Raw genomic sequence first — 20,406 nt, forward strand, 5'->3', positions numbered from 1 at the left:
CCAATGCCTACTGCGGTGAACTTATCGGCCTGCTGTGAGTCCCATGACTCACTTTTTGGCAAATAGTTTGCCGGTTCACTTACCGGTAGGTATTGCCAGGCAAATTTCTCACCCTTTGATTGCTGATAAAAATAAGGATCATCTATGGCAGTACAGTCGGCCCAAGAATCTGACAAGCAGTTAGTCAGCCGCGTCCAAAAAGGGGATAAACGAGCATTTGATTTATTGGTGCTGAAGTACCAACACAAAGTGGGAGCCATTGTCAGTCGTTATATTAGCGACCACGAAGAAGTCAATGACGTTTCCCAGGAAGCATTTATTAAAGCGTACCGAGCGCTGAAAAATTTCCGTGGCGACAGTCAGTTTTATACCTGGCTCTATCGTATTGCTGTGAATACCGCGAAAAACCATTTGGTTGCCCGCAGCCGCCGCCCCCCGGCCAGTGATGTGGACGTCGGTGATGCGGAATACTACGCCGGTAGCGATAACCTCAAAGACATCGCCAGCCCGGAACAGCAACTGTTTCGCGATGAGCTGAAAGTGGTGGTTGATGAAGCCATTACCAATTTGCCCGAAGAGCTGCGCTCAGCGGTCACTTTGCGAGAGTTTGAAGGTCTGAGCTACGAAGATATTGCCAATGTGATGGACTGCCCGGTAGGCACGGTGCGCTCGCGCATATTCCGTGCCCGGGAAGCCATTGACCAGAAAGTAAAAGCGCTGATGAGTGGGGCCATGTAACCCATAACCGAAAGGTATAAATTCAGCGACACAATTATGGCGCTATTTTGGAACAAACAGTCTTTGAGCGGGTCTGAATGGCAGATGATAACGGCGTATAAGCCGATTTACCGTTAATTTGACTACAGATATTTCTATCAAGAGGTACAGATTCAATGAGTGACAACGATACTCGCCTTAAAGAATCCCTATCCGCTGTTATGGATGGCTCAGCAGATGAGTTGGAGCTGCAACGGGTTTTGAAGGCCACTGCTGAAAACGACGAGCTGCGCGCTACTTGGGAGCGTTACCAGCTGGCCAGCAGTGCAATGCGCAATGAAGCGCCTGTTCGTACTATGGATCTGTCAGCCTCTATTTCTGCTGCCATTGCCGACGAGCCAGCGCATAAGTCCAATCAGGGTGTATTCAAAAACCTGAGCCGTGTGGCGATTGCCGCTTCGGTAACCTTGGCAATTGTGGTGGGCGTTCAGCAGGTCAATCAATCTTCTGACTCTGCGGTAGCACCGCAAGTGGCTGCCAGTAACAGTGCCAATGTAGCACCGCTGCCCTCTGAATTTTCTAACCCTATCGACACCGCCCCGGTCGGTTATGGTGAGATTCAGGAACTGGTCGTCGAGCCTTTGTCCGAATTGGATGAAGACTCCAAAAAGGAATTGGAGCAGCGTTTGAATGAGCTGCTGAAAGAACACACTGAAGATGCCGCTCTGGACGGCGGGCAAGGTTTACTGCCTCACGCTCGCCTGCCTGAGGAAAAGTCACCTCAAGGTAAATAGTGTTTTCTTCTCAAAATCGCCCGCAGCGTTGGCCGCTTTTAAAAGCTGGACTCTGCGGGCTTTTTTTATGCTTGACGATTGTTAGTGCGTTTTCCCTGGCCGGTGAGCGAAATAATTCGCTGGCAGCCCACCAGATGCTGGTCGATATGCGCCAGGCGGGGCGTCAGGTGGATTATCAAGGTGTATTTACCTACCAACAGCGCAGTCAGCTCAACGCCTTTCAAATCATTCATCAAGTGCGAGATGGCAAAGAGTACGAATACCTGCGCCGACTTGATGGCAGTAGCCAGGCAGCTGTCTCCCAGCCTGGTAATCCACTGGATTGCAAACGGGTCGGGCAAGGTCTATTGGAGCAGAGTGAATCGCTGCATCAGCTGTACCGCTTTTCAATCATGGAAGAGCAGCGTATTGCCGGCCGTCCAGCAATTCAACTGTGGCTGACGCCCAAAGATTACATGCGCAATGGCTACCGACTTTGGCTGGATAAACAATCAAACTTGCTGTTGAAAGCAGAAGTGATCAGTCAGGTAGACGGTAAACTTTTGGAGCGCTTTCAGTTTGTGAAGCTGACCGTTTCCCAGCCAGGAGAGTTACGGCCAGCTGATGAACACAAAGGCTGGTTGGTAGACGTCGACAAGCTGCCCTGTAATAGCTCAGAACAACCGGTCGCTGCTGGGCGCTGGCGTATCGACCAGCCCCCGAAAGGGTTTCTATTGGCGGATATTCGCCGCCAGGACAATGGCAGAGAACGCTTGCTGTATTCCGATGGCATGGCATTTTTTTCGGTATTTATCGAACCGGCTACTCAATTGATGCCAGATGGCCACAGTCATCGGGGTGCTACCGTAGCCTACATGACCTATCTGCAATCTCACCCACAAAAACTGTATTCCGTTTCCGTAGTAGGTGAAATCCCTATGCCCCTGGCGAAGCGCATTGCCCGTTCGATCAGGCTCGCTGACCATTGAAAAATGCCTGGGCGATACCTACATTTAAAGGTATCTCCCGAGCTCGGTATTTTCTGAAATACCCTTAACACTATTTAACTTCATTGGGGTGCACTTATGCTTGAGGAAACCGTTACTATCAACGCGGTTGAATCAGACTGTCTCTGGGTTGAAGCTGATGCTAAATCTGCCTGTGGAAGCTGCGCCGCGCGTACCGGTTGTGGGCAAAAAGTATTGGCTAAATTGATGGCAAAGCCGAATTTACTGCGTGTGCCGCTGCCTGCTGAATGGCAAAACCGATCCCATGCTTTTCAGGTAGGCCAGCAGGTTACGGTGGGTGTGCCGGAAGAGGCGCTGATAACCGGTTCATTGCTTCTTTACCTGTTACCTCTGATGGGGTTGTTTGTCGGAGGGGGTATTGCTCAGTTCGCAGCCGCAGGAGAATTCATAATAGCGCTTTCTTGTCTGGCTGGTTTGGTGGTTGGTGCGGTTGCGGTGCGACTTTATGCGTTGCGAAAAAACAATTTGAAGCGTTATAGCCCGGTGCTATTGAATTAACATCGATATTATTTTTTATTTTTATTACGGAGTTTATCCATGCTGAACAAGGTTGTAAGGCTGTTTGTTTTTGTAACGGTCACCCTGTCTGTTAGCGCCTATGCAGAATTGCCCGACTTTACATCGCTGATCGAAAAGAATTCCCCAGCGGTGGTGAAGATCGAAGTAGAAGGTCGTGCTGCCAGCAATTCCCAACAGGAACAAATGGATTTGCTGATGCGCCGTTTCTTTGGTCAGCGGGGTATTCCGCGCCAACAGCGCCCCAAGCGTTCACTGGGCTCTGGTTTTGTCGTTACCGATGACGGCTATATTCTCACCAACAACCACGTGATCGAACAGGCTGAGACCATCGTGGTTCGCTTCAGCAATCGCGAAGAGTTTAAAGCAGAAGTTGTGGGCACCGATCCAGCTACGGATTTGGCGTTGCTTAAAATTGAGGCCGGTGATTTGCCGACGGTCAGTTTTGGTGATTCCGAAGATTTAAAAGTGGGTGAGTGGGTAGTGGCTATCGGCTCACCTTTTGGCTTGGATTATTCCGCCAGTGTGGGCATCGTCAGTGCGATTGGCCGCAGTATTCCCACGGTTAACCAGGAGGATTTTGTGCCTTTTATCCAAACGGACGTGGCCATTAACCCGGGTAATTCCGGTGGCCCACTGTTTAATTTGGACGGTGAAGTGGTGGGCATCAATTCACAGATATACACCCGTTCCGGTGGTTCCAACGGTATTTCATTCTCCATTCCCGCCCATGTTGCCCAAAGAGTGGTAGAGCAGCTGAAAGAGGGCGGTTCTGTAGATCGCGGCTATCTGGGTGTTCAGGTTGATTCTATTGGTAAGGAGCTGGCTCAGGCACTTGGACTGAAAAAGGCCCAGGGTGCCATTGTTACCCGCCTGTTTGAAGACACGCCTGCTGCTGAAGCTGGCCTCGAAGAAGAAGATGTGATTATTTCCATTGACGGTAAAAAAGTAATTACCGACCGTGATGTGTTCCACATTGTGGGTAATACGCCTCCGGGTAAAAAAGTGCGGGTCGGCGTGCTTCGTGAAGGTAAGCGCAAAACCTTTACTGTCGAAGTCGGTTCAAGAGCTGAGCTGGCCGGTGGCCCAGTGGGTGGTGCTAACTTGGACAGATTGGGGCTTGGTGTAGAGCCGCTTTCCAAAGACGAACTCGCCCAGCTGCGTTTACGCTACGGGGTGCGTGTTGCCCAAGTAGGTGAAGAAAGCCCTGCGGCGGAAGCGGGTCTGGAAGAGGGCGATGTGATTGTCAAAATCGGTTACGCCCGTGTTACCAGTGTTAGTGCTTATCGCGAACTGGAGAAGAAAATCCCCAATGGCCAGCCGGTAGCCATTAAGGTGTACCGCAATGGTCAGGCAGGTTATGTAACGATTACGTTGTAAATCTGCTGAGTTGTTGTGAAAAAACCACCTCAATTTGAGGTGGTTTTTTATTAGTTTTCTTATTACATAGTTATCTCATCATACTTTTGGTAATGTAAAAATAGTTAAGCCCCTTGATGACCGGGTAGGGGCTATATAGACTGCCCCCTCAAACTTTATCCACCCAAAGTCATGCCAAAACCGCTGATAACACTGTTACTTACCGTACTGATTGCCCTGCAATCCGTCGGCAGCTTTGCTGGCAGTGATGGTCCACACTTGCAAGACAGTCACTACACCGGCTTTGATTTGAGTCATCACCAGGATGATGACCACGACTATGGTCATGCCCCTGAGCCTGTCCACGATTGCCAATCCCCATTGGAAGGCTGTGCAGCACCAGAATGTCACACCCATTCCCATGGGGCTCATATCGTTTTTATACTGCCGACAGAGCTGTCCTGGTCGATTTTGTCTGCTTCTTTCTTTGCTGCCCCTGCTGGCAACCAATACCTGCACTCCCATCCGGAGTCTCTGCTGCGCCCCCCCATTAGCTGATTCTGTAATTCATTCTTCATACCAGTAACCCTCTAATTGGGCAGCTGGTGAGCGAACTATTTACAGGATTCAAATCATGTTTCGTTTTTTGATGGCACTCAGATTGAGTGCAAGTAATACCGCTGCCGGATTTAAAAACTGGCCCGCGGTGATGGTGTTGATGTTTGCCGGGCCATCCTTGGCAAGTATCGAGACCCAGATATCCCTACAAACGGCCATTGAAAAAACCCTGGCCAACAATCCCCAGTTACAGGTGTACGGCTACCGTGAGCGCGCCTTGCAAGGGGCGTTGCAAAAAGCCAGTTTGCGCCCGGCACTGGCGCTGGAAACCGAGCTGGAAAATGTGGCAGGCACTGGCCGTGTTAGTGGGCTTGGCGGTGCTGAGCTGACGGTAGCTCTGTCGTCAATTATTGAACTAGGTGATAAACGCTCCGCCCGTATATCGGTTGCCAATGCTGGACGTGATCAGCTACAGGTGCAGCGGCAAATGCAAGCCCTCGATCTGATGGCTGCGGTTACCCGTGCCTATATCGATGTGTTGGCCACCCAGGAACGCCTGATAGTTGCCCGTGATGCCCAACAGCTGGCCAAGGTAACTTTGCGCAGCATCAAGGAGCGAGTTGCCGCTGGTGCCACACCGGAAGCGGAGTTAAGCCGCGCCAAAGTTAGCTTGCTTCAGGCCGAACTGGCGGTTAAGCGTGAAAAGAGCCGTTTGCAACAGAGCCGCGTTATGTTGGCCACCTTTTGGGGGGAACGCGAACCGGGTTTCCTCGGCGTTGAGGGTAGCCTTTACCAATTTGGCGATAGCGATGACTTTGATGCCCTTTACCGCCGTATTCAACGCAATCCATACATTCATCAATTCGCGTCCGAGCAACGCTTGCGCGAAGCCCAGTTGCGTTTTGCACAAACCCAAGCCAGGGCAGATATCGACTGGTCCCTAGGGGTGCGCCGTTTGCAAATCCGCAGTGATACGGCGCTGACAATGGCTTTCAGTATGCCGTTATTTACCGGTAAGCGAAGCAGTGGTGATGTGACTGCTGCACGGGAAGCCCTGGGTGAAGTTGCCGTTCGCCGCCAGGCGGAAGATACCCGCCTTTATACCCGGCTTTACAGCGCCTACAGCAATCGCCAGCAGGCCATGGAAGCTGCCACCAGTTTGCAAAGCAACATTATTCCCACTCTCAGTGCTGCTTACGACAGTACACGCGCTGCTTATGAGCGAGGCCGTTACCGCTATCTGGAATGGGTGTCGGCGCGCCAGGAATTGATTGGCGCTCGCCTTAACCTTATCGACACCGCCGCTGCCGTATTGCGCTACGGCGCGGACATAGAACAACTCACCGCTGAGCCACTGCAAGCTCAACCTGGTATGAGGAAGTAAACAATGGATACCGCAAAAAATACGATCCGAATGGTCTTTATAACTGCGCTGGCTGTTATTTTTTCTGCTTCTGTTCAAGCCGGTCCTCACCATCATGGTGGCGGCCATGACGAACACCATCAAGAAGAAGCCAAAGGCCCTAACGGCGGTAAATTATTAGTTGATGGTGGCGTCGTTGTTGAATTGTCGATCTTTGAACGGGACGTGCCGCCGGAATATCGGGCCTGGATTGCCCAAAACGGCAAACCTGTCGAGGCCGCCAAACTGACGGTTCAACTGGATCGCCTGGATGGCGAAGTCAATCTGTTTAACTTCCGCCAAGAGGGCGCTTACCTGCGTGGTGATGGTGTGGTTACCGAGCCACATTCTTTTGATGTCACCGTCGCTGCCACGGTGGAAGGCAAGCAATACCAGTGGAAGTACCCATCCTACGAAGGGCGAGTGCAACTCAGCGATGCCATGGCGGAAAAAGTGGGCATTACTACCACTACAGCAGGCCCTGGAATTATTAACGAAACCACCAAGCTGTATGGCCGTGTAGTGCCAGGGCATGAAAACGAAAGCCATATGCGGGCGCGCTTTCCCGGCCTGATTACCAAGGTCAATGTAAACATAGGCGACCGGGTGAAGAAGGGCGACGTGCTGATCGAGATAGAATCCAACGAAAGCCTGAAACGCTATTTTATGGTGGCACCTTTCGATGCCTTAGTGACCTCACGCCACGCCAACCCCGGCGAATTCGCCAGTGAACAAGAGTTGCTTACACTCATCAACGATCAGTCCCCTTGGGCAGAGGTGTTGGTGTTTGCCAAACACGGCCGCGCTGTACGCAATGGCCAAACGGTAGAAGTTACCTCCGGGCCCATGAGCGCCACCACGGTTATTGAACACATCGTTCCGGATGCAGATGGCAAGCCCTTTATGGTGGCGCACCTGCTGTTAAAAAATGGCCCGCTTAACGGCGAACAACCCCGCTGGATCAGCGGCATGATGTTGGAAGCACAAGTGCAAACCAGCCAGATCGACGCACCGCTGGTGGTCGATAATCGTGCCCTGCAGGGGTTTCGCGACTTTACCGTGGTATTCGCCAAAATTGGCGAAACCTACGAAGTGCGCATGCTGGAATTAGGTCGTACCGACGGTCGCTTTACCGAAGTATTGGGTGGCCTGAAACCGGGTACTGAATACGTGGTGGAAAACAGCTACCTGCTGAAAGCAGATCTGGAGAAATCCGGCGCTGCCCACCACCACTGATGGAGGTGCCCCATGATTGAATCGATTTTACGTTTCTCCATCGAACGCCGCTGGTTAGTTTTATCCATGGTGTTTGCCATTGTGGGTATCGGTGTTTGGAGTTATCAAAAACTGCCCATTGATGCAGTGCCGGATATCACCAACGTGCAGGTGCAAATCAACACCGAAGCGCCAGGTTACTCGCCGCTGGAGGCGGAACAGAGAATCACCTTCCAGGTGGAAACCGCACTGGCAGGTTTACCGCGCCTGGCGTACACCCGCTCCCTGTCTCGTTACGGACTGTCTCAAGTCACTGTGGTGTTTGAAGAGGGCACGGATATTTACTTTGCTCGCAGCCTTATCAACGAACGCCTGGCTACACTTAAAAGTTCGCTGCCTCAGGGACTGGAACCGGAAATGGGACCTATCGCCACCGGCCTTGGTGAAATTTTTATGTACACCATTGAGGCAGAACCCGGCGCGCAACAGGCCAATGGCGCTGCTTTTGATGCTACGGCATTGCGTGAAATCCAGGATTGGATTGTGCGCCCGCAGCTGGCTCAAGTGCCGGGGGTCATTGAAGTTAACACCGTCGGCGGCTACAACAAGCAGTACCACATTACTCCGCAGCCGGGACAGTTACTTGCCCATGGGCTCACCATGGAGCAGGTGGTCACCGCAGTGCGCAACAACAACGACAACCGCGGTGCTGGGTATGTTGAACGCAACGGCCAGCAATTGCTGGTGCGCTCCCCCGGCCAACTGCAAACCATCACCGATATTGAACAGGTGGTGATTGCCACCCACGAAGGTGCCCCCATCACCGTTGCCGATGTGGCGGAAGTGGCCATTGGCAAAGAACTGCGAACCGGTGCCGCCACCAGTAATGGTCGCGAAACCGTGATTGGTACGGTGATGATGTTGGTGGGAGAAAACTCCCGCACGGTAGCCAGAGATGTGGCAGCGCGTTTAGAACAGATTGCCACCTCGCTGCCCGCTGGCGTCAAAGCCAACTCTGTTTACAACCGCACTACCTTGGTAGATAAAACCATCGCCACAGTCACCAAAAATTTGCTGGAAGGGGCCTTGTTGGTGATTGCAGTATTGTTCTTTTTGTTGGGCAATATTCGCGCAGCACTGATTACCGCAGCGGTGATTCCGTTATCCATGTTGGCCACTTTATTTGGCATGGTAAAAACCGGTGTGTCTGCCAACCTGATGAGTTTGGGTGCGCTGGATTTTGGTCTGATTGTGGACGGCGCGGTGATTATTGTGGAAAACACTACCCGGCGATTGTCTGAAGCCCAGCACCAGCAGGGTGGCAAATTGCCACTGCAACAGCGTTTGCGTTTGGCCTACAGCGCCACCAACGAAGTGATTCGCCCCAGCCTGTTTGGGGTGCTGATTATCACTGTGGTTTATATTCCGCTGTTTTCGCTCACTGGTGTGGAAGGCAAAATGTTCCACCCTATGGCGGCTACGGTGGTGATGGCGTTGTTGGCGGCCATGGTGCTGTCGCTCACAGTGGTGCCTGCTGCGGTTACTGTGTTTATGAGCGGTAAAGTCAGTGAGAAAGAAAGCAAAGTTATCAGTTCCGCGAAATCCGTTTATCAGCCAGTATTGGAATTGGCACTGAAATTTCGCTGGACCGTATTGTCGTTTGCTATGGCGCTGGTGCTGTTATCCGGCTGGCTGGCATCCACTATGGGGTCGGAATTTATTCCCCAGTTGGACGAAGGCGATATTGCTCTACATGCACTGCGCATACCTGGTACTGGTTTGGAACAGGCAGTGGAAATGCAGCAGGTGTTGGAAGAGCGCATTAAATCCTTCCCGGAAGTGGACACCGTATTTGCCAAAATCGGCACTCCGGAAGTGGCCACCGACCCCATGCCTCCCAGTGTCGCCGATAATTTTGTAATGGTTAAGCCTAGAAGCCAATGGCCCGATCCATCCAAAACCAAAGCGGAATTGGCGGCGGAAATACAGGCGGCGGTGGAGCAATTTCCGGGCAATCAATACGAATTTACCCAGCCTATTCAAATGCGTTTTAACGAACTGATTTCCGGGGTGCGTTCGGACTTGGGCATCAAAGTATTCGGCGACGACTTGGATCAATTGCTGCAATCCGCCAACGATATTCTCGCGGTGCTGGAATCCATCGATGGCAATGCGGATGCCCGCGTTGAGCAAATTACCGATTTGCCGGTACTGGCCATTGAGCCGGATCGCACTGCTCTGGCTCTGTATGGCATCAATGTAATGGATTTACAAAATCTGGTGGCTACTGCCATTGGGGGCGAACCCGCCGGTTTGATTTTTGAAGGGGATCGTCGCTTTGAAATAGTGGTTCGTTTACCGGAGCAGGTGCGCGGTGATATTCACGGTTTGAAAAACTTGCCAGTGCCACTGCCCAATGGCGACTATGTGCCGCTGGCGGAAGTAGCCGAACTGAACACAAAGCTGGAGCCTAATCAGATAAGCCGTGAAAATGGCAAACGCCGAGTCGTCGTTACCAGCAATGTACGTGGCCGTGACCTGGGTTCTTTTGTGGGAGAAGCCAAGCAGCGCATTGCCACAGAAGTGGCGTTGCCCGCCGGTTACTGGCTCGGTTATGGCGGCACGTTTGAACAACTGCAATCCGCCAGCCAACGTTTGTCTATCGTGGTGCCCATCACCTTGGTATTAATTATCGCGTTACTGGTGATGGCGTTTGGCTCGCTGAAAGACGCGCTGATTATTTTTACCGGTGTGCCCCTGGCATTAACTGGCGGCGTATTGGCGTTGTGGCTGCGGGATATGCCCCTGTCTATTTCTGCTGGGGTTGGCTTTATTGCCCTGTCGGGTGTGGCGGTGCTGAACGGCCTGGTGATGGTGTCGTTTATTCGCGACCTGTGGCGGCAACAGGGGGATTTGCTGTTAGCTATTACCCAAGGCGCGTTAATTCGTCTGCGCCCGGTGTTAATGACCGCTCTGGTAGCCAGCCTTGGGTTTGTACCCATGGCGCTGAACACCGGCACTGGCGCAGAAGTTCAGCGCCCGCTGGCGACGGTGGTAATTGGCGGCATACTCTCTTCCACCTTGCTGACCTTGGTTGTGCTGCCGGTGTTGTATCGGCTGGTTCATGGACGGGAAACGGCACCCCGCCAACAATCGGCAGTGAATCTTGCCGTGGAGTAAGCACAAACAGCCCCTTTTGTGGATAAAAAAGGGGCTTTCCACTAAAATCGCCGCCTTATTTGCTTACCCTCCGGATTCCAAAACACGTGTCAGACCTGAGCCATATTCGTAACTTCTCCATCATTGCCCATATCGACCACGGCAAATCCACCATTGCTGACCGGTTTATTCAGGTGTGCGGTGGTCTTAGCGAGCGTGAAATGGCCGCTCAGGTGCTGGATTCCATGGATATCGAGCGGGAGCGGGGCATTACCATCAAGGCCCAGAGCGTGACTCTGGATTACACTGCCCGAGACGGCAAAACCTACCAACTCAACTTTATTGATACCCCGGGGCATGTGGACTTTACCTACGAGGTGTCTCGTTCTTTGTCCGCCTGTGAAGGTGCCTTGCTGGTGGTGGATGCGGCTCAGGGTGTGGAAGCGCAATCTGTGGCCAATTGTTACACCGCTATTGCTGAGGGCCTGGAAGTGATTCCGGTTCTCAACAAAATGGATTTGCCCCAGGCAGAACCAGAGCGGGTAAGTGAAGAGATTGAGGACATTATCGGCATCGACGCCACTGATGCGGTGCGTTGCAGTGCCAAATCTGGTTTGGGCATTGAAGACGTCCTCGAAGAGTTGGTCACCAAAGTGCCGCCGCCGGAAGGAGATTTGGATGCTCCTTTGCAAGCACTGATTATTGATTCCTGGTTCGATAACTATCTGGGTGTTGTCTCGTTGGTGCGGGTCAAACAGGGCACCCTGCGTAAAAAAGATCGCATTATCACCAAGACTCTGGGCAAAGCCCATGTGGTGGACAGCATCGGTGTGTTCACCCCCAAGCGCCACGAAACCGGTGAGCTAAAAGCTGGCGAAGTGGGTTTTGTAGTGGCCGGAATTAAAGACATTCACGGCGCGCCGGTGGGGGATACCATCACCCACCAACAGAGCCCGGATGTGGAAGCCGTACCCGGTTTCCAGAAAGTGAAGCCCCAGGTATATGCGGGTATGTTCCCGGTGAGCTCTGACGATTTTGAAGATTTTCGTGAGGCACTGGCCAAGCTCACCCTCAACGACGCTTCGTTGTTTTTTGAGCCGGAGTCCTCCGACGCTCTGGGTTTCGGCTTCCGCTGCGGTTTCCTGGGTATGCTCCATATGGAGATTATCCAGGAGCGTCTGGAGCGGGAATACGATCTCGACCTGATTACCACTGCACCCACCGTGGTCTATGAAGTGGTTCAAAGTGATGGCGAGGTGGTACAGGTATCCAGTCCGTCGGCATTGCCTGATCCTGGCCGAATCGACGAAATGCGCGAGCCTATCTGTGAAGCCAATATTCTGGTGCCCAAGGATTACGTGGGTAATGTGATTTCACTGTGTGTGGAAAAGCGTGGTGTGCAGAAGGATATGCAGTTTGTGGGTGGTCAGGTGCAAATCAGCTACGACTTGCCCATGAGCGAAGTGGTGATGGACTTTTTCGACCGCCTCAAATCCGTCAGCCGTGGCTTTGCCTCCCTGGATTACAGCTTTTCTCACTTCCAGGCTGCACCACTGGTGAAGATGGATGTGTTGATTAATGGCGACAAGGTAGATGCCCTGGCGTTGATCGTGCACCGTGACCTGGCTCAGTCCAAGGGCAGGGTGCTTACCGAGAAAATGAAAGAGTTGATTCCCCGCCAGATGTTTGATGTGGCCATTCAGGCGGCGCTGGGGGGGCATATTATTGCCCGCACGACTGTGAAGGCGTTACGCAAAAATGTCACCGCGAAGTGCTATGGTGGCGATGTATCGCGGAAGAAGAAACTGCTTGAGAAGCAGAAAGCGGGTAAAAAACGCATGAAACAGGTGGGCAATGTGGAAATTCCTCAAGATGCCTTCCTGGCCGTTTTGAAAACTGACGGTTAACAAACTTTTATAGTGGATAACGCATAATGGATTTCGATTTTTCAATCATTTTGGTTGCTGCCTTTTTTATTACCGGCATCAGCTGGGTGCTTCACAAACTCAAGGTAGAGTTTGCTGGCAATGTCATAGAGTTTCTGGGCTCGTTGTTTTCGGTGGTGGCCCTGGTGCTGGTGTTGCGCTCTTTTTTGTTTGAGCCGTTTCAAATTCCCTCGGGCTCCATGATTCCCACCCTGAAAGTGGGCGACTTTATCCTGGTGAATAAATACGCTTACGGATTGCGGTTGCCGGTAAGCGGTACTAAAGTGGTGGACATTGGCGAGCCAGAACGCGGCGATGTGATGGTGTTTATTCCGCCACACAAAAAACAGCATTATATTAAGCGGGTGATTGGTTTGCCCGGTGATACGGTGGAAGTACGCCGTGGTGTATTGTTTGTGAATGGTCAGGAAATGACGCAATCCGAGTATCGGGATATTCCGGTGAATAACGATACCTGTTCACACTTGGGGTTGTATGAATGTGTGGTGCAGCTGGAAAATCTTGGCGGGGTTGAGCACGTTGTGCAACGGATCAAATACCCGAATCCCAACCACTCTGTGAGTTTTGCGTTTGCCGCCAAGGTACCGGAAGGTCATTATTTTATGGTGGGTGATAACCGCGATAACAGTAATGACAGCCGTGGTTGGGGTGCGGTGCCGGAGCAAAATATCGTTGGCAAAGCAGTGGCAGTATGGATGCACTGGAACCAGTTCTTTAGCTGGCCCGACTTCAGTCAGGCCCGTTCTATTCAATAGATATCGGCAAAATAACAAAAAATGGAAGGAGGCAGCACCATGAATAATGCAGCACTCACACACAAACACCAACGGGGCATGTCCAGCCTTGGACTTTTGTTAATTATCGGTATTGTCGCGTTCTTCCTGCTTTGTGCATTCCGGGTAGGTCCACTGTATCTGGATAACTCGTTTGTGGGCAGCTCCCTGAAAAAGCTGCAAGACGATGACCTTACCCGCATGTCCAACAGCGAAATTCGCAGCCAGATCAGCCGTTATTTTACCGTCGACGGGGTGCGCGATATTTCCACCAAACAAATCAAGATAGACCGCAAAAGCAACAGCGTAGTACTTTCTCTGGATTACGAAAAACGCGTGGAATTTCTGGGTAATCTCGATGTAGTGGTTCGTTTTAGCCATAAAATCGACAGCGGAGACGACAACAAAAAGTAGCCTACGGCTCACTTTGACCCTCCATGGATATCGCCCGTCAACGCTTGCTTAACCGCCTCGGCCATTCGTTTGCCGATCAACGCTTACTCGACCTCGCACTGACTCACCGCAGCTGTGGCAGCCATAATAACGAGCGCCTGGAATTTCTGGGGGACTCGGTATTGGGTACCGTAGTCAGCGAGTATTTGTACCGCCATTTTCCCGCTGCCAGAGAGGGTGACCTCAGCCGGGTGCGCTCTTCACTGGTAAAGGGCACGTCCCTGGCAGAGGTGGGCCGGCAGCTGGAGCTGGGCGAACACCTGAATTTGGGCGGTGGCGAACGCAAAAGCGGTGGTAACCGCCGAGACTCCATATTGGCAGATGCCGTAGAAGCCATTATCGGTGCCATTTACCTGGATGCGGGCCTGGAAATCGCGAGAACCTGTATCGAGCAGTGGTTGCAACCGCGTTTGCAGCTGTTGCTCGATAATGGCGATCTTGAAAATAGCGCCAAAGACGCCAAAACCCGTTTGCAGGAATTTCTTCAGGCTCGCGGCAAAGCTTTGCCGGATTACGAGGTAGAAACCGTGAGCGGTGAGGCGCACAATCAACAATTCACCGTCAGCTGTCGGGTTGGCTTATTGTCAGACCCCGTAACAGCTACCGATTCCAATCGTCGCAAAGCCGAGCAACGCGCTGCCGAGCTGGCTTTGCAAAAATTACAGCCCTGAAAACACTATGTCTGATTTGGATACTCCTCAAAAATGTGGCTTTGTGGCCATTGTTGGTCGTCCCAATGTGGGTAAATCCACACTGCTCAATCATCTGATGGGGCAAAAACTCAGTATTACCTCGCGCAAACCTCAAACCACTCGCCACAATCTGCTCGGCATTAAAACCGAGGGCAACACGCAGCTGATTTTTGTGGATACTCCCGGCATGCACACCAACCAGGATAAAGCCATCAACCGCTATATGAACCGCGCTGCCAGCAGTGCGGTGCGAGATGTAGATGCGGTGGTTGTGGTATTGGATCGCACTACTTGGACCGAGGCGGATCAAGCGGTCGTGGATCAGGTACAACAAGTGCGTTCGCCGATTATTCTGGCGCTGAACAAAGTAGATCGGGTGGACGACAAAAAAGCCATGTTGCCCTGGCTTGAGCAGCTGGAACAGCAGCTCAAGCCCGCGGCCATTGTTCCAGTATCTGCACTCCATGGCCATAACCTGGATGTGCTGGAAGCTGAAATCAATAAACACATTCCGGAAGGCGATTATTACTTTCCCGAAGATCAAATTACCGACCGCACCGAACGCTTTTTGGCGGCGGAGCTGGTGCGCGAAAAAATTACTCGCCAGCTGGGGGCGGAGTTGCCCTATCAGGTGGCGGTGGAAATTGAAGAGTTTCGTCGTGAGCAGGGCCGCAATGGTAAAACAGTGCTCCACATCAGTGCGTTGATTTTGGTGGAACGGGATGGCCAGAAGAAAATCCTTATCGGCGACAAAGGCGACCGCATCAAAAAAATTGGTCAGCAGGCTCGCGAGGATATGGAAACCCTGTTTGATGAAAAAGTCATGCTTCGGCTGTGGGCGAAAGTGCGCAGTGGCTGGTCTGATGATGAACGCGCATTGCACAGTCTTGGCTTTCGCGACGAATAAGCCGCGCTTGAGATAGCCCGGAGAGAACCAAATGAGGGTTGAAGCCGAACCCGCCTACGTATTGCATACTCGCCCTTACCGGGAAACTAGCCAGTTGGTTGAGCTGTTTACCTTTAACTACGGCCGTATACGAGCTGTGGCCAAAGGCAGTAGAGGGCGTGCTAAAGGCCGCGGCACCTTGTTTCCTTTTGTGCAGCTTTCCGTTGGCTGGGGTGGGCGTGGTGAATTAAAAAGCCTGTACGGTGCCGAGTCCGATGGCTACCCCATACACTTACAGGGGGAGCAACTGTATACCGGTTTTTACCTGAATGAATTGTTGCTGAGAACACTCCCGGAACAGGATGCCCATCAAGCGGTTTTTCACCAATACAGCCGGTTATTGCACAGCCTGGCGGGCGACTGTGAACTGCAACCGTTGCTGCGCCAGTTTGAGCTGACCCTGTTGCAATCTTTGGGCTACGAACTGGTGCTGGATACAACGGCGGATACCTGTGAGCCGGTGAAACCCGGCAGAAGTTACGGATACTCCCCACAGCTTGGTTTACTCAGCGAGTACGATCCACGCACTCATACGGCCAAAACTCTTTATGATGGCGGGCATTTACTAGCCATCGCACGGTCAGAATATAGCGATGCCAGCATATTGCACACTGCCAAACGCCTGCTGCGAACTGCTTTGGCCCCCCACCTTGGGGACAAGCCACTACAAAGCCGTGAACTGTTTCGCCAGGCCCGAAAAATCGATAGTGAGAATGACACCTGATGGTTCAAATTCGCGATGATCACCCGTTACATCACAGTGGCGACATTGATATCGGCCACTGGGTAGAACGGCTTGCCGAAAAGGCGCGCTTGGAGCCTGCAGAAAGTCAGGAGCTGTTGCGGGCTTGTGAATTTATCCAGCAGCTTGAACAGCAACACCAGGATGACAGCAAAGCGTTGGCGCCAGGAACCAGTAGCTTACACACGGGCTTGGAAATGGCAGATATCCTCGCTGACTTACACCTGGATTGTGCGGGTCTGATGGCGGCGCTGATTTACCGCTCGGTGCGTGAAGAAAAAGTGCCATTGCGGGTGGTGGAAAAGTACTTCGGCAGTACGGTTTCCCAGTTGATTGGTAATGTTCTGCAAATGGCGGTTATCAGTACCTTGCGCAACGACTCCGGTGACCGGGTGTTTGGTCTCGAACGCGGCCAGCAGGCGGCCAAAGTTCGCGAGATGTTAGTGTCGTTGATCGACGATGTTCGTGTGGCACTGATCAAAATAGCCGAGCGTACCTGTGCCATTCGCGTGGTCAAACGTGCGTCACCGGAAAAACGCATTCGCGTGGCTCGGGAAATTTTTGATGTTTATGCGCCTTTATCCCATCGCCTTGGCATTGGCCACTTGAAGTGGGAATTGGAAGATCTGGCGTTTCGTTACCTCAAGCCTGAAGAGTACAAGCACATCGCCAAGCTGCTGGATGAGCGCCGCATGGACCGTCAGGAATTTATCGATGATGTACTGAATACGCTCAACCGTGAATTGGCCGATGCGGGTATTGAGGCAGAAATTAACGGCCGCGCCAAACATATTTACAGTATTTGGCGGAAAATGCAGCGCAAGCAAATTAGCTTTTCCCAAGTGTACGATATTCGCGCTGTGCGTATTTTGGTGTACAGCCAGGCAGAGTGCTATGGCGTACTGGGGATTGTCCATTCTCTATGGCGCAATGTCCCCCATGAGTTCGACGATTACATCGCCTCGCCGAAGGAAAACGGTTATCGCTCCCTGCATACCGCAGTCATTGGTCCTCACAACAAAGTGCTTGAAGTGCAGATACGCACCCACGAAATGCACGAAGAAGCCGAGTTAGGGGTTTGTGCTCACTGGCGCTACAAAGGCAGCGATAAGAAATCCACTGCAGACAGTTACGAAGAAAAAGTAGCTTGGTTACGCCAGGTACTGGAGTGGCACGAAGAAATTGAAGGTGGCCAGGAAGTTCAGGATTTATTGCAAACAGAAAGTCAGCCCGACCGCATTTATGTGTTTACTCCCGAAGGCCATGTGATCGATCTGCCTCAGGGCTCCACCGCTCTGGATTTTGCCTACCGAATTCATACCCAGGTTGGCCACAGTTGCCGGGGTGCCAAAGTGAATGGCCGCATGCTGCCGCTAAACAGCCCCTTGAAAACATCCGATCAGGTCACCATCCTCACCGGCTCCAAAGAGTCCCCCAGTCGCGATTGGTTGTTGCCGTCGTTGGGGTATCTGCACACCGCCAGTGCCCGGGGCAAAGTACAGCAATGGTTCCGCCACCAAGATCGGGACAAAAATACACAGGCTGGTCGGGCCATGGTCAATCGTGAGCTAAAACAGCTGGGGGTTAGCGATCTCGACTTCGAACCTCTGGCCGCCCGTTTTAACAAACAGGGAGAAGAGGGCATTTACGCGGCGATTGGGGCTGGTGATGTCAGCCTGGTGCAATTTCTCAATGCGGTTCAGATGCAGCTGGACACCGATGACGATAGTGACTTTATCGCCATCAAACGCTCACAAGGTACCAGTCGTTATCAGCAGTCGGATGTCTATATCCACGGTGTTGGCAACCTGCTTTCGCACATGGCCCAGTGCTGTAACCCAGTACCCGGTGATGCCATCAGTGGTTATATCACTCAGGGCCGGGGGGTCAGTGTGCACCGTGCCGATTGCGGTAATCTGCTGCGCCTGCAAAGCGATGAGCCGGAGCGGGTTATTCAAGTGCAGTGGGGCGGTGCGCCTCAGCAAGTGTATCCGGTGACTATTCAAGCCATGGCTTACGAGCGCTCTGGCCTGATGCGGGATATATCTGCAGTGCTCGATCGCATCGGAGCGCAGATTGTGGATTTGTCCGCTCACCGCAAAACCCATGATGGCGATTTGGTGTTTTCCGTGGAGATGAACTTGGAAGTAACTGGCTTGGAACAATTGAGTGAAGTGATGGCGAAACTGCGTCAGCTGGCGAATTTAATCGATATTAAAAGAGTGAGTGAATAATGGCGGCGACGGGCTACGACCTCAATGACATGCTTTATCTAATGGCGCGATTGAGAGACCCTGTGGATGGCTGCCCTTGGGATTTAAAGCAGGACTATCGCAGCATTGTGCCCCACACCCTGGAAGAAGCTTACGAAGTGGCAGACGCCATTGAGCGGGGTGATTATGAACACCTGAAAGAAGAGCTGGGGGATCTATTATTTCAAGTGGTTTTTTACAGCCAGTTGGGCCGCGAAGAGCAACGCTTTGATTTTTACGATGTGGTGTCTTCGCTGGTGGAAAAATTGGTTTTCCGCCACCCTCATGTATTCCCGGAAGGCACATTGGCCAGCCGCAGAGATGTGAACCATGACGTTAAGGAAGCGGACATCAAACAGTCTTGGGAGGCGCTGAAAAAACAAGAGCGCGGCGCCAAGGGTCGCCACAGCGTACTCGATGATGTACCGGTAGGGCTGCCCGCGGTGACTCGTGCCCAGAAAATTCAGAAACGCGCCTCTGGAATCGGGTTTGATTGGCCAGATGCATCCGGTGTGGTAGACAAAATTAAAGAAGAAGCGGATGAGCTAACGGCTGCGCAACAGTCTGCAAATACTGAAGCCATTGCCGAAGAATTGGGTGATTTGTTGTTCAGCTGCATCAATTTGGGACGCCACTTGGGGGTGAATTGTGAAACCGCTCTGCGAGCCACAACACGCAAATTTGAGCAACGCTTTCATTTTATCGAGTCTGTAGCGTCGGAAAAGGGTATCTCAGTAGAACAGCTGTCGCTGGATGAAATGGATCAATTGTGGGAGCGTGCGAAAGGGCAAACTCCCTAGGGTCTGTTGACGTTTCATATCCACCTCTGCTGAGAGCGATTTTTGCGCTCAACAAGACGTAAAGAGTGCCGTGTAGTCATTCTACATCAGCGATTTACAACGCAGTGGAGCTGCAAAATAGCCTCAGCCCTGCGGGTTGGGACTTAAAAGGCGCCCCTCGTTGTTGCTCGTCAATCATTTGGAATGACCAAACCGCATTCCTCGCGCCTAGATGGACGCCTTTTCAGCCGCCAACAGTGGTGGATATGAAACGTCAACAGACCCTGGTAGTACTGATCCAGTGCCTGACAGCGTCAGTGCTACAGCCCCCGCCATAGTTGTGATAGCGGGGCAATGGGAGTAATATCGCGCCTTTTTAGCAAACACCAAAATGCCCAGGTTTTTAACAAACTCAGGGTTTTAAAGAGGAAAGACTATGCGCGTTATCCTGCTTGGCCCGCCAGGTGCTGGCAAAGGCACTCAGGCAAAATTCATTACCGAAAAGTATGGCATCCCACAGATCTCCACCGGTGATATGTTGCGGGCTGCGATCAAGGCCGGCACCGAGCTTGGCCTTCAGGTAAAAGACGTTATGGCTTCCGGTGGGTTGGTATCCGATGATTTGATTATTGCGCTGGTCAAAGATCGTGTTGCACAACCGGATTGCACCAACGGGTTCCTGTTCGACGGCTTTCCTCGCACTATTCCACAAGCGGAAGCACTGGCCGAATCTGGCATTCCCATTGACCATGTGGTGGAGATTTCTGTTGCCGATGATGAAATTGTGTCTCGCCTCAGTGGTCGTCGCGTGCACGAGGCCTCTGGCCGTGTTTACCACGTTGTTCACAATCCGCCACAACAGGAAGGCATGGATGACGAAACCGGTGAGTCTTTGGTTCAGCGCGAAGACGATCGCGAAGAAACCGTTCGCAACCGACTTTCTGTTTACCATGAGCAAACCAAACCACTGGTGGATTTTTATCAACAGCTGCGCTCTGCAAATCCGGAAACCGCTCCAGCCTATGGAAAAGTAGACGGCATTGGCGGACTGCCAGAGGTTCAGCAACGGATTGTCGACGTGCTGTCGTAAATGTAA

At 52.2% G+C, this 20,406-nt stretch carries 18 protein-coding genes; all 18 read left to right on the forward strand.

All coding sequences use genetic code 11. The annotated features are described in order from the left end of the window. Positions 1–144: 144 nt before the first annotated feature. The 18 genes from rpoE to adk all read left to right on the forward strand — a co-directional run bounded on the left by rpoE (position 145) and on the right by adk (position 20,400). Positions 145–738 carry an RNA polymerase sigma factor RpoE gene (rpoE, locus tag KFE80_00840; GenBank protein UTW45509.1) on the forward strand — a complete coding sequence of 198 codons (594 nt, stop codon included), beginning with the start codon at positions 145–147 and terminating at the stop codon, positions 736–738. Between the two features lie 155 nt (positions 739–893). After that, positions 894–1,511: an anti-sigma factor gene (locus KFE80_00845; protein UTW45510.1), complete on the forward strand. Its 618-nt coding sequence runs from the start codon at positions 894–896 to the stop codon at positions 1,509–1,511. A gap of 71 nt (positions 1,512–1,582) precedes the next feature. Then, a complete protein-coding gene (locus KFE80_00850; protein ID UTW45511.1) occupies positions 1,583–2,479 on the forward strand; it encodes a MucB/RseB C-terminal domain-containing protein in 897 nt (298 codons plus the stop codon). A 96-nt stretch (positions 2,480–2,575) separates the two neighbouring features. Continuing rightward, positions 2,576–3,016 (forward strand): SoxR reducing system RseC family protein, encoded by a 441-nt coding sequence (locus tag KFE80_00855; GenBank protein UTW45512.1) that lies wholly within the window; start codon positions 2,576–2,578, stop codon positions 3,014–3,016. A gap of 39 nt (positions 3,017–3,055) precedes the next feature. Continuing rightward, positions 3,056–4,414, forward strand: coding sequence for a Do family serine endopeptidase (locus tag KFE80_00860; GenBank protein UTW45513.1), 1,359 nt, complete (start codon positions 3,056–3,058; stop codon positions 4,412–4,414). 171 nt (positions 4,415–4,585) lie between these two features. Beyond that, the gene (locus KFE80_00865) at positions 4,586–4,951 is read left to right on the forward strand and encodes a hypothetical protein (protein ID UTW45514.1); all 366 of its coding nucleotides are present in this window, start codon (positions 4,586–4,588) and stop codon (positions 4,949–4,951) included. 76 nt (positions 4,952–5,027) lie between these two features. Then, the gene (locus tag KFE80_00870; GenBank protein UTW45515.1) at positions 5,028–6,335 is read left to right on the forward strand and encodes a TolC family protein; all 1,308 of its coding nucleotides are present in this window, start codon (positions 5,028–5,030) and stop codon (positions 6,333–6,335) included. Between the two features lie 3 nt (positions 6,336–6,338). Next, positions 6,339–7,589, forward strand: a complete 1,251-nt coding sequence (locus KFE80_00875; GenBank protein ID UTW45516.1) for an HlyD family efflux transporter periplasmic adaptor subunit — start codon at positions 6,339–6,341, stop codon at positions 7,587–7,589. A 12-nt stretch (positions 7,590–7,601) separates the two neighbouring features. Further along, positions 7,602–10,748 (forward strand): CusA/CzcA family heavy metal efflux RND transporter, encoded by a 3,147-nt coding sequence (locus tag KFE80_00880; GenBank protein UTW45517.1) that lies wholly within the window; start codon positions 7,602–7,604, stop codon positions 10,746–10,748. Positions 10,749–10,834: 86 nt separating this feature from the next. Then, positions 10,835–12,634, forward strand: coding sequence for a translation elongation factor 4 (gene lepA / locus KFE80_00885; GenBank protein ID UTW45518.1), 1,800 nt, complete (start codon positions 10,835–10,837; stop codon positions 12,632–12,634). Between the two features lie 26 nt (positions 12,635–12,660). Beyond that, positions 12,661–13,428, forward strand: coding sequence for a signal peptidase I (gene lepB, locus KFE80_00890; protein ID UTW45519.1), 768 nt, complete (start codon positions 12,661–12,663; stop codon positions 13,426–13,428). 39 nt (positions 13,429–13,467) lie between these two features. Next, positions 13,468–13,860, forward strand: coding sequence for a DUF4845 domain-containing protein (locus tag KFE80_00895; GenBank protein UTW45520.1), 393 nt, complete (start codon positions 13,468–13,470; stop codon positions 13,858–13,860). 23 nt (positions 13,861–13,883) lie between these two features. Then, a complete protein-coding gene (gene rnc / locus KFE80_00900) occupies positions 13,884–14,570 on the forward strand; it encodes a ribonuclease III (GenBank protein UTW45521.1) in 687 nt (228 codons plus the stop codon). 7 nt (positions 14,571–14,577) lie between these two features. Then, positions 14,578–15,498 carry a GTPase Era gene (era, locus tag KFE80_00905; protein ID UTW45522.1) on the forward strand — a complete coding sequence of 307 codons (921 nt, stop codon included), beginning with the start codon at positions 14,578–14,580 and terminating at the stop codon, positions 15,496–15,498. 31 nt (positions 15,499–15,529) lie between these two features. Next, positions 15,530–16,261 carry a DNA repair protein RecO gene (gene recO, locus KFE80_00910; GenBank protein ID UTW45523.1) on the forward strand — a complete coding sequence of 244 codons (732 nt, stop codon included), beginning with the start codon at positions 15,530–15,532 and terminating at the stop codon, positions 16,259–16,261. After that, complete coding sequence (gene relA, locus KFE80_00915) at positions 16,261–18,513, forward strand: GTP diphosphokinase (protein ID UTW45524.1); 2,253 nt, start codon at positions 16,261–16,263, stop codon at positions 18,511–18,513. The genes recO and relA overlap by 1 nt, the downstream gene beginning before the upstream one ends. Continuing rightward, entirely contained in the window at positions 18,513–19,331 is an 819-nt protein-coding gene (gene mazG, locus KFE80_00920) for a nucleoside triphosphate pyrophosphohydrolase (protein ID UTW45525.1), read from the forward strand. The genes relA and mazG overlap by 1 nt, the downstream gene beginning before the upstream one ends. Positions 19,332–19,746: 415 nt before the next feature. Then, entirely contained in the window at positions 19,747–20,400 is a 654-nt protein-coding gene (adk, locus tag KFE80_00925) for an adenylate kinase (GenBank protein UTW45526.1), read from the forward strand. The last annotated feature ends 6 nt before the right edge of the window (positions 20,401–20,406 follow it).

The organism is bacterium SCSIO 12696 (genome assembly GCA_024397955.1).
Lineage (GTDB): Bacteria > Pseudomonadota > Gammaproteobacteria > Pseudomonadales > Porticoccaceae > SCSIO-12696.